Source organism: Novosphingobium sp. B1 (assembly GCF_900176395.1).
Lineage (GTDB): Bacteria > Pseudomonadota > Alphaproteobacteria > Sphingomonadales > Sphingomonadaceae > Novosphingobium.
In genome coordinates this window covers 288951-304710 of sequence record NZ_FWXL01000002.1, presented here as the reverse complement: position 1 = coordinate 304710, position 15760 = coordinate 288951, and the positions used below count along the sequence as shown (strand labels likewise).

15 protein-coding genes are annotated in these 15760 nt (G+C 64.6%); 9 read left to right on the top strand and 6 right to left on the bottom strand.

Features of this window, described 5'->3' with window-relative positions; translation table 11 throughout:
* Positions 1–3 precede the first annotated feature (3 nt).
* A complete protein-coding gene (locus B9A23_RS04910) occupies positions 4–1251 on the bottom strand; it encodes an MFS transporter (RefSeq protein WP_084277724.1) in 1248 nt (415 codons plus the stop codon).
* A gap of 29 nt (positions 1252–1280) precedes the next feature.
* Positions 1281–2489 carry a D-mannonate dehydratase ManD gene (manD, locus tag B9A23_RS04905; RefSeq protein WP_084277723.1) on the bottom strand — a complete coding sequence of 403 codons (1209 nt, stop codon included), beginning with the start codon at positions 2487–2489 and terminating at the stop codon, positions 1281–1283.
* A 102-nt stretch (positions 2490–2591) separates the two neighbouring features.
* On the opposite strand from manD, the gene B9A23_RS04900 reads away from it, so the two are divergent.
* The 3 genes from B9A23_RS04900 to B9A23_RS04890 are packed head-to-tail and all read left to right on the top strand — an operon-like array spanning position 2592 to position 6156.
* The gene (locus B9A23_RS04900; RefSeq protein ID WP_084277722.1) at positions 2592–3344 is read left to right on the top strand and encodes a FadR/GntR family transcriptional regulator; all 753 of its coding nucleotides are present in this window, start codon (positions 2592–2594) and stop codon (positions 3342–3344) included.
* A 41-nt stretch (positions 3345–3385) separates the two neighbouring features.
* Positions 3386–4813, top strand: a complete 1428-nt coding sequence (gene uxaC, locus B9A23_RS04895; protein ID WP_084277721.1) for a glucuronate isomerase — start codon at positions 3386–3388, stop codon at positions 4811–4813.
* Entirely contained in the window at positions 4810–6156 is a 1347-nt protein-coding gene (locus B9A23_RS04890) for a mannitol dehydrogenase family protein (protein WP_084277720.1), read from the top strand. Before uxaC ends, B9A23_RS04890 begins: the two co-directional genes overlap by 4 nt.
* Positions 6157–6245: 89 nt before the next feature.
* Here the strand turns inward: B9A23_RS04890 and B9A23_RS04885 are convergent, their stop codons facing one another.
* Positions 6246–7865, bottom strand: a complete 1620-nt coding sequence (locus B9A23_RS04885; RefSeq protein WP_084277719.1) for a GMC family oxidoreductase — start codon at positions 7863–7865, stop codon at positions 6246–6248.
* 120 nt (positions 7866–7985) lie between these two features.
* Between B9A23_RS04885 and B9A23_RS04880 the strand changes: the two genes are divergently transcribed.
* Genes B9A23_RS04880 through B9A23_RS04870 form a run of 3 tightly spaced genes read left to right on the top strand, consistent with a single transcriptional unit; the run spans position 7986 to position 10160 of the window.
* Positions 7986–8372, top strand: a complete 387-nt coding sequence (locus B9A23_RS04880) for a C-glycoside deglycosidase beta subunit domain-containing protein (protein ID WP_084277718.1) — start codon at positions 7986–7988, stop codon at positions 8370–8372.
* A 15-nt stretch (positions 8373–8387) separates the two neighbouring features.
* Positions 8388–9386, top strand: coding sequence for a sugar phosphate isomerase/epimerase family protein (locus B9A23_RS04875; protein WP_084277717.1), 999 nt, complete (start codon positions 8388–8390; stop codon positions 9384–9386).
* A 3-nt stretch (positions 9387–9389) separates the two neighbouring features.
* The gene (locus B9A23_RS04870) at positions 9390–10160 is read left to right on the top strand and encodes a TIM barrel protein (RefSeq protein WP_084277716.1); all 771 of its coding nucleotides are present in this window, start codon (positions 9390–9392) and stop codon (positions 10158–10160) included.
* Here the strand turns inward: B9A23_RS04870 and B9A23_RS04865 are convergent.
* Positions 10142–10570 carry a GFA family protein gene (locus B9A23_RS04865; RefSeq protein ID WP_084277715.1) on the bottom strand — a complete coding sequence of 143 codons (429 nt, stop codon included), beginning with the start codon at positions 10568–10570 and terminating at the stop codon, positions 10142–10144. The two genes, B9A23_RS04870 and B9A23_RS04865, sit on opposite strands and share 19 nt — an antisense overlap.
* A 92-nt stretch (positions 10571–10662) precedes the next feature.
* Between B9A23_RS04865 and B9A23_RS04860 the strand changes: the two genes are divergently transcribed.
* Positions 10663–11148, top strand: a complete 486-nt coding sequence (locus B9A23_RS04860) for a TspO/MBR family protein (RefSeq protein WP_084277714.1) — start codon at positions 10663–10665, stop codon at positions 11146–11148.
* Between the two features lie 270 nt (positions 11149–11418).
* Entirely contained in the window at positions 11419–13059 is a 1641-nt protein-coding gene (locus B9A23_RS04855) for a carboxylesterase/lipase family protein (RefSeq protein ID WP_084277713.1), read from the top strand.
* 44 nt (positions 13060–13103) lie between these two features.
* On the opposite strand, the gene B9A23_RS04850 is transcribed toward B9A23_RS04855, so the two are convergent.
* The gene (locus B9A23_RS04850; RefSeq protein ID WP_084277712.1) at positions 13104–14447 is read right to left on the bottom strand and encodes an MFS transporter; all 1344 of its coding nucleotides are present in this window, start codon (positions 14445–14447) and stop codon (positions 13104–13106) included.
* Between the two features lie 31 nt (positions 14448–14478).
* Positions 14479–15252, bottom strand: coding sequence for a TIM barrel protein (locus B9A23_RS04845; RefSeq protein ID WP_084277711.1), 774 nt, complete (start codon positions 15250–15252; stop codon positions 14479–14481).
* Positions 15253–15427: 175 nt separating this feature from the next.
* On the opposite strand from B9A23_RS04845, the gene B9A23_RS04840 reads away from it, so the two are divergent.
* Entirely contained in the window at positions 15428–15643 is a 216-nt protein-coding gene (locus tag B9A23_RS04840) for a hypothetical protein (protein WP_084277710.1), read from the top strand.
* Positions 15644–15760 lie beyond the last annotated feature (117 nt).

The window sequence follows — 15760 nt, the reverse complement described above, 5'->3', positions numbered from 1 at the left end:
AGCTCAGGCTTTCGCGAAAGTGAGGCGGCGGCGCAGGGCGAGGAGCCAGATCGCGCCGATCAGGTCGAACAGGCCAAGGCAGGCGAACAGCGGCGCGAAGCCGATCTTGTCGGCGAACTGGCCAATGGCGAGGGAGAACAGCAGGCCGCCGGTCCATCCGGCCATGCCGACGAGGCCGTTCGCCTTGGCAATGTCTGACTTGGGGAAGACATCGGCGGACAGGGTGTTGATCAGGACGGAGATGACCTGATGCGCAAAGCCGCCGATGGCGAGCAGTCCGATCGCGGCATAGGGGCTGGCGACGAGGCCGACGCAGCCCGGGGCGATCATCAGGATGGCGCCGATCCAGATGCCGGCAATGCGCGACCCTTCAAGCGACAGCCCCTTCCAGCGCTGCAGCCATGGCGCGAGATAGCCGCCAAGGATGCCGCCTGCGTCCGCCGCAAGGAATGGCACCCACGCGAACATCGCGATCTGCGTCAGGTCCCAGCCACGCTCCTTGGCGAAATAGAGCGGCACCCAGAAGCTGAAGGTCTGCCATGCCGGTTCGGCAAGGAAGCGGGGCACGGCGATGGCCCAGTAGCGCGATGAACCGATGATCGAGCGAATGGTCGTGGCAGAGACCGGAACAGGGCGCTGCCCATCCTGGATCGCGGCCAATTCTTCGGCGCTGACGTACGATGCGTCCTGCGGCGAACGATACCAGCGATACCATGCCGCCGCAAAGATCAGCCCGATGCCACCGGTAACCACGAAGGCGGCCTGCCAGCCATAGTGCTTGGCCAGCAAGGCAGCCATGACCGGCGCGATCACCGCCCCCAGCGCCGTCCCGGCGTTGAACCACCCAGTCGCGACCGAGCGTTCGCGATCAGGGAACCACTCGCCGATGGTCTTCATGCCGGCGGGGATCACGGCGGCCTCGGCCATGCCGAGCAGGCCCCGGAAGGCCGCGAGCGACAGCCAGCCCCGGGCGAATCCGTGCGCCATGTTGGCAACGCTCCACGCGACGGCGAAGAGCGCGAAGCCGGCGGTCAGACCGATCCGGTCGATCAGCATGCCGCCAATCGGCTGCATCACGGTATAGGCAAGCTGGAATGCGCCGACGATGTAGGAATACTGCTCGGTAGTGATCTGGAGATCGAGCTTCAATTGGGGGGCCAGCGCGCCCAGCGAGTTGCGCGCGATATAGTTGAGGATGGTCCCGACCATCACCAGCGCCAGGATGCGCAGCCGCGCTGATTTCCAGTTCATGCCTTGCTATCCTCTCCCCGTGCCTGGTTCTACCAGTTCCACATGGTTCCATCCTGGAGTCTTGCGACTGGGAGGTATGCGGGTTTGTAAGGGTATTTGGCGGCGAGCTTTTCGTCGATGTCGACGCCGTGTCCTGGGGTGTCGCCGATGAAGAGTTCGCCCTTTTCGAAGTGGTAGTCGTGGGGGAAGACCTCGTCGGTTTCGGGGGTGTGGCGCATGTATTCCTGGATGCCGAAGTTGGGGACCCAGGTATCGAAGTGGAGCGCACAGCCCATGGTGACGGGCGAGAGGTCGGTGGCGCCGTGGCAGCCGGTGCGGATCTGGTAGAGGCTGGCAAGGTCGGCGATGCGGCGCAGGTGGGTAAGGCCGCCGGCGCCTACGACGGTCGCGCGGATGTAGTCGATCAGCTGGTTCTGGATGAGATCCTTGGCATCCCAGATGGTGTTGAAGATCTCGCCCACGGCCAGCGGGGTGACGGTGTGCTGGCGCACGATCTTGAAGGCTTCCTGGTTCTCTGCCGGCGTGCAGTCCTCCAGCCAGAACAGCTGGTAGGGCTCGAGCATCTTGCCGAGGTTGGCCGCTTCCTGCGGGGTGTAGCGGTGGTGGCCATCGTGCAGCAGGTGATGGTCGAAGCCGTAGGTCTTGCGCAGCTCCTCGAACATCTTCGGCACATAGTTCAGCGCCAGCCTCGTATCCCAGCCGGTGACCGAGGGCAGCGCGGCATCGGCCGGTTCGTAGTAGAGCTTGCCGCGGCCCACGCCATAGGCATCCTTGATGCCGGGCACGCCGGTCTGGGCGCGGATCGCCTTGTAGCCCATGTCGATGTAGTGGCCGACGGCCTCCACCGTCTCGGCAATGTCCGAGCCATTGGCATGGCCATAGACCATCACGCCGTCACGGCTGCGGCCGCCGAGCAACTGGTAGACCGGCATGCCGGCCATCTTGCCCTTGATGTCCCACAGCGCCATGTCGACCGCGGCGATCGCGCGCATGGTGACCGGGCCCCGGCGCCAGTAGGCGCCGCGATAGAGATACTGCCAGATGTCCTCGATGCGGCGCGGGTCCATGCCGATGAGGCAGGGGATGACGTGCTCTTCAAGATAGGCGACGACCGAAAGCTCGCGCCCGTTCAAGGTGCCATCGCCGATGCCGTAGACGCCCTGGTCGGTTTCGATCCTGAGCGTCACGAAGTTGCGGCCCGGGCAGGTGACGATGACGCGGGCGGCGGTGATTTTCATGGGAGTTGCACTCGCTAAGGACAGGCGGCTTGTGGTAATACCGATTGACGGACCAGTTTCGGTCTGTCAAGTTCCCTGAATTGGTATTACCAGAAAGTTGATATGGCAACTGGCAAGTCCCACGACCGGCTCTATCAGGATCTCGCCCGCTCGCTGCTCGATGAACTGGCTGGCGGGCGCTATCCGGTCGGCAGCCGCCTTCCGGCCGAGCGCGATCTGGCGCTGCGCTACGAGGTCAGCCGGCCGACGGTGCGCGAGGCGATCATTGCGCTGGAAGTGCAGGGGCTGGTCGAGGTGAAGGTTGGCTCGGGCGCCTATGTGAAGCGCCTGCCGGGCGAGAACGACCGCCCCGGCTTCAACGTGACCGCGTTCGAGCTGACCGAGGCGCGGCTGCTGTTCGAGGGCGAGGCGGCGGCGCTGGCAGCCACGCAGATGACCGACGAGGACCTTGCCGAGATCGAGGACCTCGTCCAGCAGATCGCCGAGGAGAACCGCAGCGCCAACGGCACCGAGAGCGCCGACCGTGCGTTCCACCTCGCCATCGCCCGCGCCACCCGCAACGTTGCGGTCTACAACACCGTGGCGCAGCTGTGGGACCTGCGCGGGACCTCGCCCGAGGCCGCACTGCTGCACGAGAAGGCGCGCCACGCCAACATCAAGCCGGTGGTCGAGGAGCATACCGCCATCCTCGATGCCCTGCGCGCGCGCGATCCCAACGCCGCCCGCGCCGCCATGCGCGCCCACCTCTCCGCCGTGCTCGACGGCCTCCTCTTCGCCACCGAAGAACGCCTCCTCGCCGAAGCACGAAGAGCCACTCAAGCCAAACGCGAACGATACGCCAAAGCTACGGCGTGACTGCCGCCTGATCACCGCAGATATTGCCTGAGAGAATAGAAATGCCCCGCAATCTTGAGCTTCATCCCGACCGGTTGTTGCCGGCCGATCCTTCGGTGCGCGGTCTTGCGCGTGCGCTTTATGCGAGCGTGGCGGGGTTGCCGATCGTTTCGCCGCATGGTCATACCGATCCGCGCTGGTTTGCCGGCAACGAGACGTTCGGCAATGCGACCGACCTGCTGCTGGTGCCCGACCATTACGTGTTCCGCATGCTCTATTCGCAAGGGCTGGCGCTTGAAGACCTTGGCGTGCGCAACAAGGCTGTCGATCCGCGCGCGGCGTGGCGGCTCTTTGCCCAAAGCTACTGGCTGTTTCGCGGCACGCCCTCGCGGATGTGGCTCGACTGGGTCTTTGCCGAGGCCTTTGGCATGGGCGTGCAATTGTGCGCCGAGACTGCCGATCTTTACTTCGACACGATCACCGAGATGCTGGGCACGGACGCCTTCCGCCCGCGCGCGCTGTTCGATCGCTACAACATCGAGGTCATCGCCACGACCGAGAGCCCGCTCGACACGCTCGAGCACCATGCCGCGATCCGCGCCGAGAATGCGCGCGAGGGCGGATGGCAGGGCCGCGTCATCACCGCCTATCGCCCCGATCCGGTGATCGACCCCGAGTACGTCGATGACCATGGGGGCTTCCAGGCGAACCTCGACCTGTTCTCGCACCTGACCGGCGAGGACTGCCGCAGCTGGACCGGCTACCTTGCCGCGCATCGCCAGCGCCGCGCCTTCTTCGCTTCGATGGGCGCGACCAGCACCGACCATGGCCATCCCACCGCGGCGACCGCCAACCTCTCGGCCAGCGAGGCTGCCGCGCTGTTCGGCAAGGTCGTGGCCGGCACCTTCACCGCAGCCGAGGCCGAACTGTTCCGCGCGCAGATGCTGACCGAGATGGCGGGCATGAGCCTTGACGATGGCCTCGTCATGCAGATCCATCCTGGCAGTTTCCGCAACCACAATGCCCAGGTGTTCGAACGCTTCGGCCGCGACAAGGGCGCCGACATCCCGACGCGGACCGACTTCGTCCATGCGCTCAAGCCCCTGCTCGACAAGTTCGGCAACGAGCGGGACCTCTCGATCATCCTGTTCACGCTGGACGAGAGCGCCTACGCCCGCGAACTGGCGCCGCTCGCCGGGCACTACCCCTGCCTCAAGCTCGGCCCGGCATGGTGGTTCCACGACAGCCCCGAGGGCATGAAGCGCTTCCGCCAGATGACGACGGAGACGGCCGGCTTCTACAACACCGTCGGCTTCAACGACGATACCCGCGCCTTCCTCTCGATCCCGGCGCGGCACGACGTTGCCCGGCGTATCGACTGCGGCTTCCTGGCGCAGCTTGTCGCCGAACACCGCATCGAGGACTGGGAAGCGGCTGAACTGGCGCAGGACCTGTCGTACAACCTTGCCAGGAAGGCCTACAAGCTGTGAGGCTCTCTCCCGAAGCGCTGGCCGCACTGCCTGCTGCCATCGCCCGCCCGCTCTACGATCGCGACGCGCAAGCCGTGGGCATCGTCCACTTCGGCATCGGCGCGTTCCACCGCGCGCACCAGGCCTGGTACACCGATGCGGCGATGAACCTGGGTGCCGAGCGCAGGGACGATGCCGACTGGATGATCACCGGCGTCTCGCTGCGCTCGCCCGGCGTTGCGCGGCAGATGAACCCGCAAGGCGGGCTCTACAGCGTGGCCGAACAGTCTGCCGAAGGCATGGCCCTGCGCATCGTCGGCGCGGTGCGCAATGTGCTGGTGGCCAGCGAGGAGCCCGATGCGGTGATCGCTGCCGTCGCCGCGCCATCCACGCACATCGTCAGCCTGACGGTGACCGAGAAAGGCTATTGCCGCGCTGCGGATGGCAGCCTGGACTTCGACCTCGCCCACTCCTTGAGCTTCTACTACTTCGTCACGCAAGGGCTGCTGGCGCGGGCCAAGGCGGGCCTGCCGGGCGTGACGCTGCTGTCGTGCGACAACCTGGCCGACAATGGCGCGAAGCTTGAAAGCCTCATGCTGCAGTACCTCGAACGGCACGAGCCTGATCTGGTGGACTGGTTCAGCCAGAACTGCACCTGCCCCTCGACCATGATCGACCGCATCGTGCCGGCCACCACCGACGAAGACCGCGCCAGCGTGGCCGCGGCGCTGGGTGGGCTTCTTGATGAGGCCTGCGTCGTTACCGAACCGTTCAGCCAGTGGGTGATCGAGGACCGCTTTGCAGCCCCGCGCCCGCGCTGGGAAGCGGTCGGCGCGCAACTGGTGACCGAGGTCGCGCCCTACGAGACCGCCAAGCTGCGCATGCTCAACGGCGCGCACTCGCTGCTCGCCTATTGCGGCCTGCGCGCCGGCTACGCTTACGTGCACGAAGCCATCGCCGACCCGGACTTGCGCCGCCTTGCCGGACAGCTGATGCGCAACGAGGCCGCGCCGACGATCACGCCCACACCGGGCCAGGACCTCGACGCCTATGCCGACGCGCTGATCGCCCGCTTTGCCAACCCCAGCCTCAACCACCGCCTGATCCAGATCGCCATGGACGGATCGCAGAAGATCCCGCAGCGCTGGCTCGAAACGCTGGCCCACAACCAGGCGCAAGGCCGCACCTGCCCCGCCATCCGCGAGGGCCTCAGCGCATGGATCCACCACCTCCAGGGCCACAACGGACCCGTCGACGACCCACTCGCCGACAAACTCTCCCGCGCCGCCAAAAGCAACGAGCCACTGAACGCGCTGTTCGGTGAAGGGGGGCCGATGGCGGGGATCTGGAGGCCGCAAGGCTGAGACCCAATCCACCCTCGTCACCTCCACCAACGTGACAGGCACTCGATCGGGGAAGGGGGCACCGCCGCCTTCCCCTTTTTTGTGGCGCTCTAGCGCGCGTCTTCGAGGATCAGTTCCGCAGCCCGCTCCGCCACGGCCATGGCCGGACCGTTGGTGTTGCCCGAGATGGGCGTGGGCATGATCGAGCAGTCTACAACGCGCAGCGACCCGATGCCGTGGACCCTTGCGCGGGTATCGGTGACCGAGTTGGTCTCATCGGTGCCCATGGCGCAGGTGCCGGTGCCATGAAGGCCGACTTCGACCATCTTGGCCAGTTCCGAAAGGATCGCGGCTTCATCCTGCACGTCGGGGCCGGGCATGCGTTCGGTGCCGATGTAAGTCTTCAACGGTTCCGACCCGGCGATGGCCCGGAAGAGGCGGAACAGTTCGAGGCTCTTGGCCCGGTCCGACGGGTCGGACCAGATCGCGGCGTCCGCGACCGGGGCGTCGCGATAATCGGGCGAGGTGAGGCGAATCGCGCCGCGGCTTTTCGGGCGCAGGTGATAGCCCGAGAAGGTGAGGCCGGGATTGGGCGTTAGCGGGCTGCCGGGGCGGGCGGCCATTTCGTTCACCGTACGCATGGCGAAGGGCGCAGCGCCGACCTGGAGATCGGGCCAGTCCTCGGGCGTGCCCTCGCTGGCATAGAGGCCGGTGATCGGCATGCCGACACGGGCAAGATGGCCGCTGCCGGTGAGGAAGTATTGCAGCGCATTGCGGTAAAGCCGCCAGCCAAAGAATTCGCGGTTGGTGCCGGGGTGGTTGGTCAAGTCGAACGAGACGCCGAACTTGGTGTGATCGGAAAGGTTCTGACCGACGCGGACGAGGTCCTTGATCACCGGGATGCCCAACTCCTGCAGCACCGCGCCGGGGCCGACGCCCGACAGTTGGAGCAATTGGGGCGATCCGTAGACCCCGGTGGAGAGGATGACTTCCCTGGCGGCGGTATGGATGCGCTCTTGCCCGTGGGCTTCGGTGACGACGCCGGTGGCACAGCCATTCTCGATCATCACGCGCGAAACGGCGGTGTGCTGGGCTATCGTGAGATTGTGGCGGCCTAGGATCGGCATGACAAAGGCCTTGTACGAGCTTTCACGCACGCCCTTGCGGTCGACAGTATACTGGCTGCGGCCCACACCCTGTTTGCCCGGCGTGGTGATGTCATCCAGCCAGGGCATCCCTTGCGTGCCGAAGCCAGCGACCAGTGCATCGAGCACCGGGGACTGGTAGGTTGAGGCGGTGACCTGCAGTTCGCCGCCCTTGCCCCTGCCGGGGTGGGCGCCAGGATCGCGGTAATCCTCGAATTTGGTGTAGCAGCGGGCGATCTCATCCCAGCCCCAGCCCGCGAGACCGTGGTCGGCCCAGCTGTCGAAATCCTTGGGCATACCGGTGAGATACCACGTGCCGTTGATCGCCGAGGAGCCGCCAAGCCCGCGCCCGTAAGTGTGGATGCCGCCGCGCATGCCGGGGCGCGGCTCGGTCTGGTAGACGCGGAAGTAATCGGGGTTACCCATCATCTTGATGAAGCCGCCGGCCATCTTGATGAAGGGGTGCTGATTGTCACCGCCGTCTTCGATCAGGAGCACGCGATTTGAGGGGTTGGCGCTCAGGCGGTTGGCAAGAACGCAGCCAGCCGAGCCTGCGCCCACGATGATGTAATCGAATTCCGCCATGACCCTCTGGCACCTGCCCGTTTATTAGAATAGAACTGAAGTTCCGTTTTATCTGCACAGGCCTTGACCCACTGTCAAGCGGTGATTAGAAGGCAAATTCTAATTATCGGGAGAGCGAGTGTGTTGCCAGTCGAACGGGTGATCGGGGAAGAAGGTCTTGCCGCCACGGCAGGCGGGCTCAAGCTGGCGATGCGCTTGCCGTGGTATCGCTCGCTGCCGTTTTCGGTGGTGGAAGTGGGGCCGCTGGCGGTGGACGGCGAAGCTGTGGATCTGTCTGACGCACTGATCGAATACGACGGCCAGCAATGGCCGCTGTCCCAGAACGGCGAGAAGGTCGACACCTTCTGGTTCATCCGTGATTCGGCGTTCCTGGTGCTGCCTTCGCTGCGCGCCGAGGTGGGCGAGACCCGCGAGGTTTCGCTGAACCTGTTCATCAGCCCACCCTACATTCCGGGGATGCGGCGCACCAATCCGCAAACCTCCACGCTCACCGTCGAAGCTGCCTGAGAGAGGACCGGCAATATGACCACGACCGCAACCGGCCCCCAGACGGGCGTCACGCTCTATTCCTTCACCAACGAGTATCTGACCCGCCAGTTCGAACTCGATACGCTGCTGGCCGAAGTGGCCAAGCGTGGGCTGGGCCCGAATATCGAGATCATCGGTTTCCAGAACTTCCGCGAGTTTCCGGACGTTTCGGACAAGTTCGCCGAAGAGTTCAGGCAGATGATCGCTGAGACCGGCCTGAACCCCGTTTCCTGCGCAATCAATTCCGACCGCTTCCTCAAGCCGGGCGCGCAGCCGATCGAGGATGCAGCGCTGGTCGAATACCACAAGCGCCAGCTCCGCTCGGCCAAGAAGCTGGGATTCAGCCTGGTGCGCTACCAGTTTGCTCTGCCTGTGCACCTGCTGCCCGAAATCGCGCCCTATGCCGAGGAACTGGACATCCGCATGGGGGTGGAAGTCCATGCGCCGATGTGGGCCGGGCACCCCGCCGTGCAGGCCTATGGCGAGATGTACGACAAGCTGGATACGCCGTACCTTGGCTGGATCCCCGACTTCGGCGGCACGGCAAGCCGCATTCCGGAATCGATGCTCGATGCCGCGCGCGCCAAGGGTGCCAAGGAAGACCTGCTCGACAAGCTCAAGGAAGTCTGGCTCGAGGACGGGATGAGCCACGAGAAGGCCGGGCGCTTGCGCGAATGGGCGGCGCCCAAGGGTCACGGCCCGCTGGAAATCCAGGCGGCTTGCCTCGCGTTCTTCATCCTCTCCAACCACGATCCCAAGAGCTGGGCGGCGCTGGTCGACCGGACCATCCACATCCACGGCAAGTTCTATGGCGTGAGCGAGGATCTGGTCGAGGAAGCGATCGATTACGACACGATCCTGCCGCTGTTCAAGGATGGCGGGTTCACCGGCACGATGGTCTCCGAGTGGGAAGGCCATGCCTATGACATGCGCGATGCCTTCGAGCAGGTCCGCCGTCACCAGGCGATGGCCCGCCGCATCTGGGGTTCGTGAGCGATGGCCTTCGAACTTTCGGTAAACCTCGAATATGGCTTCACCGAAGCCGGCGAGAAAGTGGAAGACCGCATTGCCGCAGCAGCGGCTGCGGGCTTCCGCAAGGTCGAACTCTTCCTGCTCAAGGGCCGCGATCTCGTCGCGATCAAGGCGGCGCTCGACGCACATGGCGTGGAGCTGATCAGCACGGTAGCGGACTATGTGACGCAGCTGGTCGATCCTGCCACGCATGAGGGCTTTCTCGAGACCTTCCGCGAGGCGGCTTCGGCGGCGAAGTTCCTTGGCTGCTCGAACGTCGTGGTCACTTCGGGGCGCGGCGTGCCTTGGCTGAAGCGGCCGGTGCAGCTTGCGATCTTTGCCGATGCGCTGCGCAAGATCGTGCCGATCGCCGAAAAGCTCGATGTGACCATCCTGCTTGAATCCGCGAACACCCGGCATGATCACCCCGGCGTGCTGTGTTCGACCACGCAGGACAGCGTGGTGGTGGCCGATATGGTAGGCAGCACGCGCGTGAAGGTGCTCTACGACCTCTACCACTCGGTCGTCGAAGGTGAGGACCCGGAAATAGCGCTCGCCGCAGCGATGCATCAGGTGGTGCATGTGCAGATCGCCGATGCGCCGGGTCGGGGTGAGCCAGGATCAGGCGAGATCGACTGGCCGGCTGCGCTCGCGCTGTTCGAGCGACTTGGGTATGCCGGAACGGTCGGGCTGGAACTGCAGCCGACAAAGCCTTCGGCAGAGGCGTTCGCCTACATTCAGGAGCTTTGCGGCTGATCCGCCGAGCCGATGACAACGCTTTCCCGTACGTAGCCGAACGGACCCTGGCCGGCCCATGCGGCACCGTCGGGAAAGCGCATTTCCAGGCCTGTGAGCTGGCTTTCATCGGCCAGCGCCATGTTGACGCCGGTCACGGTGTTGCCGTGCTGCGCAATCGTCTCTGGCGTGAGCACGAAATGCGTGGTGCTGCCGCAGGCGGCGCAGAAGTGGATCTGTGCTCCCGCGCCGGGCTTGTCGGTGCGGACGTAGCTGCTCGTTACTCCAGCGGTCCGGACTTCCGTCGGGGCGAAGTAGGCCCACTGCGCGCCGGATTTGCGGCAGAGCGAGCAGTTGCAGGCGTGAACGAAGGCAGGCATTTTCGCGATCTGCACTGTGACTGCGCCGCAATGGCAGGAAAACTGCATCATTGCAGTGGCATAGCTGATCCGCCTTTGTGCGCAAGACGCCGCCTGCAGATGCAGGTTGCATGACCGGGCGATAACGCGCAGACCCTTGCCCCATGCAGCCTCATGTCATTGCCGCCGTCCTCTGGGCCCTGATCCTCGGCGGGGCGGGCGGAATCCTGACCGAAATCGGCCCCTGGTATCGCAATCTCAAGAAGCCGTCATGGCAACCGCCCGACTGGCTGTTCGGCCCGGCGTGGACGGTCATTCTCGGCCTTGCCGCCTGGGCTGCCGTGCTGAGCTGGAACGGCGCGAGCAACGAGGCAGGGCGGATGACCGTCATCGCGCTGTTTGCCGCGAATTTCGTGTGCCACTTTTTGTGGTCACCATTGTTCTTCACGCGCAAGCGGCCCGACTGGGCGCTGATCGAGGTGGTGCCGCTCTGGCTTTCCGTTCTGGCGTTGTGCGTGATGCTGCGACCCTTCTCGGTGCTCGCGACCTGGCTGATCGTGCCTTACCTTGCGTGGGTGAGCTTTGCCGCGTGCCTGAACTTCGCGATCGTCAGGCTGAACGGGCCCTTTGCAAACGATATCAGTGCGTGAAATTTTCCGCACGTGTGAATTGTCTCACATTCACCGGTCCGGATTGGCGCTAATCAGGCCCCGCGACCCGAAGGGCTCTGATGACCAGAGTTCTTTAACTTCAAGGGGGCGGCGCGAGCGATCGCACCGTCCCCCTTTTTTGTTTCAGCACGATCCTCCGCCGTGGAAGTGCCGCTTGACCGCCTATTTAGAATAATCATACTATTCTCATACATGCCCTTGCGAGCGTGAGGAAATCTCGCGGCGAGAGCGCAAGGATGGGAGAGCGAGATGATATCGGCCAGGATTCGCAGGGGCGCTGCCGCGCTGTCTTCGACCAGCGTTCGCACCTTCGGCGGACTTGCCGAGCGCGAGCACTTCAGGCTGGCGCTTTTGGGGGCGTTTGCCCTTGGTTTCAGCGCGCAGGCCACGGCGCAAACCGTGGTTACCACGACCGGTGGCGAAATTCGTGGCAAGGCGAGCGGCAGGGCCGAGGCGTTTCTAGGCATTCCTTATGCCGCGCCACCGGTGGGGTCGCTTCGCTGGCGGGAACCGCAAGCAGCGATATCCTGGCGGGGCGTACGCGATGCCTCGGCGTTCGGACCGGTGTGCCAGCAGGGCGTGCCTGCACCATGGGGACCCTACACGGCCGAATTTCTTGCCGCCCCGCCAATGAGCGAGGACTGCCTCACGCTGAACGTCTGGCGCCCCAGAGGCGCGGCCGTAAAGAAGCAGCCGGTGCTGGTGTTCATACACGGTGGCGGCTTCGGCGGTGGGGCAGGGAGCCTGCCGATCTACGATGGCGCGAAACTGGCGTCGCGTGGGGCGGTGGTTGTGACGATCAACTATCGCGTCGGCGTGCTGGGCTTCATGGCGCATCCGGCGCTGACGGCGGAATCGCCGCTCGGATCTTCGGGGAACTACGGTCTGCTCGATCAGATCGCAGCGCTGAAATGGGTCCGCGCCAATGCCGCGCGCTTTGGCGGCGATGCGGGCAACGTGACCGTTTCTGGCGAGAGCGCCGGTGCGGCCTCCGTGGCGGACTTGCTGATCTCTCCCATGGTCAGGGGCCTGTTTGACAAGGCTATTGCGTTCAGCGGCGCAAGCATGGCGGTGGACGTACCACCTCTTGCCGAGAACGAGAAGATCGGCAGCGATCTTGCCGCAAGGCTGGGCAAGATCACAGTGGCGCAGATGCGCGATGTTCCGCCCGAAGTTCTGATCGAGGCGACGCGCTACGTTCCCGGCGCGAACAGCGGTCCGCCGCGCCTGATGTTTGTGCCCAACGTCGATGGCAAGGTGGTGCCGTTTGATCCGATCCGCGCCAGCGGCCCGGTCGCAAGCCTGGTGCCCCTGATCACCGGCTATAACAGCGCCGAGATGATCGACATCTCGGTGCGCACCCCGGCGCAATTCGCAGCGGCTGTTCGCGCGCGCTATGGTGCTTCGGCAGATCGCCTGCTGGCGCTCTATCCCCATGCCACCGATGAGGAAGCCGTTGCTTCAAACGCGCTGATCGCGCGGGATCGCTACATGGCAGGGCTGCTGCTGTGGTCGAAGGAGCGCACGCGTAGTGCAGCGCAGCCGGTCTATGCCTACCTTTACGACTATGCCTACCCGGTGGTGAAGGGTGGGCAATCGTGGGGCGCGTTCCATAGTTCGCAACTGCCCTATGTCTTCGGCAACATCGGCCTCGGCGACCGCTCGTGGACAGCGGCTGACAGCCGCGTGGTCAGGCAGTGGCAGGACCGCATTCTGGCCTTCATGCGCGGCGCGGTGCCAGGCAAGGGCTGGACCCAGGTTGGCAAGAGCAGCACGACGGTGATGTTGCTGGGCGACCGTGAGGGCATGCGAGCCGCCGTCTCCTCACCCGAACGGTTCGAGGCGTTCAGGGCCTATGCCGCAAGCGGCGGCAAGCTCGGGCTTATGTGACAAGCCGGCGCGGCGGCCTGCAGAGTCTCAACGGACGTTCCACCTTACTCCGCAGCTGCGGGCTGGCGTGCGGCGATGTCGTTGCGGATGGTGACGTGCATGCCATCCATTGGCCACATCAGCACGACGACCGTCTGCAGGGCGAGCAAGACGACGGCACTGCCGTAGTAGGTCCAGCGGATCGCCTCGCGCGCGGTCTCGGTCACGGCGTCGGGAGCATAGCCTGCCGCGCCGAGCATGAAGGCAAACCCGGCTGTGCCGATGGCCATGCCGACCTTGGTCGAGAGGCTGATGCCTGCCGAGAGCAGGCCTTCGCGCCGGGTGCCGAACTTCCATTCGTGGTAGTCCACCGTCTCGGCGATCATCGCGAAGGCGGCGGTGATGGTGATCGAAGTGGCAAGGCAGGCGGCAATGTAGAGAGTGAGGAACAGGCCCGTGTTGCTCTGCGCCAATGGCAAGACCGCGAAGATCAGCGCGGCCAGGCCGAGAACACAGGCGCTGCCCTTCCTGATGCCGGTGCGTGCAAGGATCGGCGGTGCAACGAAGGAGGACAGCAGCAGCATGCCCGAGACGGCGGGGAGCATGACCGAGATCAGCCAGGGTTGCCGCATCACGTCGATCGCGAAATAGGCGGTCGCGCTCATCATCAGGCCGAAGCGGATGAAGTAGAGCAGGCACGAGACAAAGACGACGGCCCACGCCTTGTTTCGCAGCATTTCCTTGACTGCAGGGCCGATGGCGAAATCGGGTGAGGACCCGTCCTCGAAGCGTTCCTTGCAATTGGCGAACAGGGCAAGCGTGCAGGCAAGGCCGATCGCGGAAAAGAGCATTGCCACGTACTGGAAACCCTTGTTCTGGTCTCCGTCGCCAAACACGCCGACCAGCGGCATCACGGCCGCGGTGCCCAGCACTACCGAGATCGAGGTCCCGACGCCGCGCATGCCTGAGAGCTTCAGGCGCTGCTTGGGGTCGAGCGTCATCATCGGCATGAGCGCGGTATAGGGGATCGCCTGAACCGACATCAGGATGCCCAGCGCCTTGAAAGTGACGAAAGCATAGACCAGCTGCGCGCCGTGGCTCCACGCGGGAACGTGGAATAGCGCCACCGTGAGCAGGGCATAGGGGAGGGCGGTGAACAGGAAGTAGCCCCGCGTGCGGCCCCAGCGGCTGCGGGTCTTGTCAACCAGGATGCCAACCACGGGGTCGATAACCGCATCCAGCAGGCGTGCGATGAGGAACACTGTGCCCACACCTGCCGCCGGCATGCCGACGACGTTGGTGTAGTAGAAGAGCAGAAATCCGCTCGCCATGTTGTAGGCAAGGCTGGTGCCCATATCGCCCATGCCGTAGCTGACGCGTTCGGCCAAGCTCAGTCTGTCGTTTGCCACATCCCTCTCCCGGATCGCAGCTTGGGTCTTGTCAGAGCGCCAGCGTCTTGCGGGTCAACTCCAGTGACTGGTCCATCGGCAGGGTAGGGAAGTACTCCATCCCTATGCTGCCGTTGTAGCCAAGGCTTTCGAGGGTCCCCATCACATGGGCCCAATCCAGGGTGCCGGTGCCGGGCTCGTTGCGGTCGTCCATATCGGCGACCTGAACGTGCGCGACGAGGTGGATGCGGTCTTTCAGCACTTCGGCAATGTCCTCACCCATAACGGCGCTGTGCCAGACATCGTAGAGCAGGCGCAGGGCGGGACTGCCGACGGCCTCGATCAGGTCCAGCCCGAGCGTAGTGCTGACAAGGTACATCGCCGAGAACAGTCGAGTGTTGAGCGGTTCGAGGAGCAAGGTGACACCTGCCGCTTCGGCGAGCGCGGCGGCTTCCTTCAGTGCGGCGACGGCGTTGATGAAATGATCTTCCTCGCTCATGCCTTCGACCTTGAAGCCCGAGGCGACGATGAGCGGCGGGTTGCCGAGGGCAGGGGCGATGGCAATGGTTTCTGCCACGGCGTTGACCATCTCGGCACGCTCGACCGGATCTACGATCGAGCGGCGCGGATCGACGCAAATCCCGGTGAGCTGGATGCCGGTTTCGGCCAGTGCAGCGCCGATTTCTTGCACCGGCTTGTCGCGCCAGAGGTGGAATTCGACCAGGTCGAAGCCCCCTGCCTTCGCAGCGCGGATACGCTGGGCAAGGTCACCGGCTTCGGCGAACTGCCATTCGATACAGGATGAAAGCGGATAAGCAGCAGGCACGTCGATCTCCCAATCGGCGGCCCCATGCTAGCGCATGTTTGCCTGGCGGCGAGCGGGCCGCTACTTTATTGGAATGCATGTTCGCATTCTTCGCCGTGGCGGTCAAGGATGTTGATGCCCTTCCGGAACCATATCCCCGCCCCACGGTTCTGGAGGAGTTCCAAAGAGGTAATCCATGATTGGCAAGATCATTTCCGCAGTTGTCGGCAAGAAGATTGCCGAACGTACCCCTGGCATGAGTGAAGGCACCGGCGCCATAGTCGGTCTGGCCGCAGCGACGCTGGCCCGCCGTATGGGCCCGCTGGGCATGATTGCCGCAGCAGGCGGCACCTGGGCCATCTCTCGTGCAATGAAGAAGAAGCAGGCCCGGGAATTCGGCCGCACCTACTGATTTAACCCCCTAGGACCGTCGCGCGCTACCCCCCCCTCCCCCGGCGCGCGGCGGTCTGACCGGATCAGGCCACACAGGCCTGCAACTCCTTCGCGCCCCGGCGTGGAGGGTGTTTTT

Excerpts from the sequence above, each read along its gene's own strand:
- B9A23_RS04910 (WP_084277724.1), bottom strand. The coding sequence starts at position 1,251 with ATGAACTGGAAATCAGCGCGGCTGCGCATCCTGGCGCTGGTGATGGTC.
- manD (WP_084277723.1), bottom strand. The coding sequence starts at position 2,489 with ATGAAAATCACCGCCGCCCGCGTCATCGTCACCTGCCCGGGCCGCAAC.
- B9A23_RS04900 (WP_084277722.1), top strand. The coding sequence starts at position 2,592 with ATGGCAACTGGCAAGTCCCACGACCGGCTCTATCAGGATCTCGCCCGC.
- uxaC (WP_084277721.1), top strand. The coding sequence starts at position 3,386 with ATGCCCCGCAATCTTGAGCTTCATCCCGACCGGTTGTTGCCGGCCGAT.
- B9A23_RS04885 (WP_084277719.1), bottom strand. The coding sequence starts at position 7,865 with ATGGCGGAATTCGATTACATCATCGTGGGCGCAGGCTCGGCTGGCTGC.
- B9A23_RS04875 (WP_084277717.1), top strand. The coding sequence starts at position 8,388 with ATGACCACGACCGCAACCGGCCCCCAGACGGGCGTCACGCTCTATTCC.
- B9A23_RS04870 (WP_084277716.1), top strand. The coding sequence starts at position 9,390 with ATGGCCTTCGAACTTTCGGTAAACCTCGAATATGGCTTCACCGAAGCC.
- B9A23_RS04865 (WP_084277715.1), bottom strand. The coding sequence starts at position 10,570 with ATGATGCAGTTTTCCTGCCATTGCGGCGCAGTCACAGTGCAGATCGCG.
- B9A23_RS04860 (WP_084277714.1), top strand. The coding sequence starts at position 10,663 with ATGCAGCCTCATGTCATTGCCGCCGTCCTCTGGGCCCTGATCCTCGGC.
- B9A23_RS04855 (WP_084277713.1), top strand. The coding sequence starts at position 11,419 with ATGATATCGGCCAGGATTCGCAGGGGCGCTGCCGCGCTGTCTTCGACC.
- B9A23_RS04840 (WP_084277710.1), top strand. The coding sequence starts at position 15,428 with ATGATTGGCAAGATCATTTCCGCAGTTGTCGGCAAGAAGATTGCCGAA.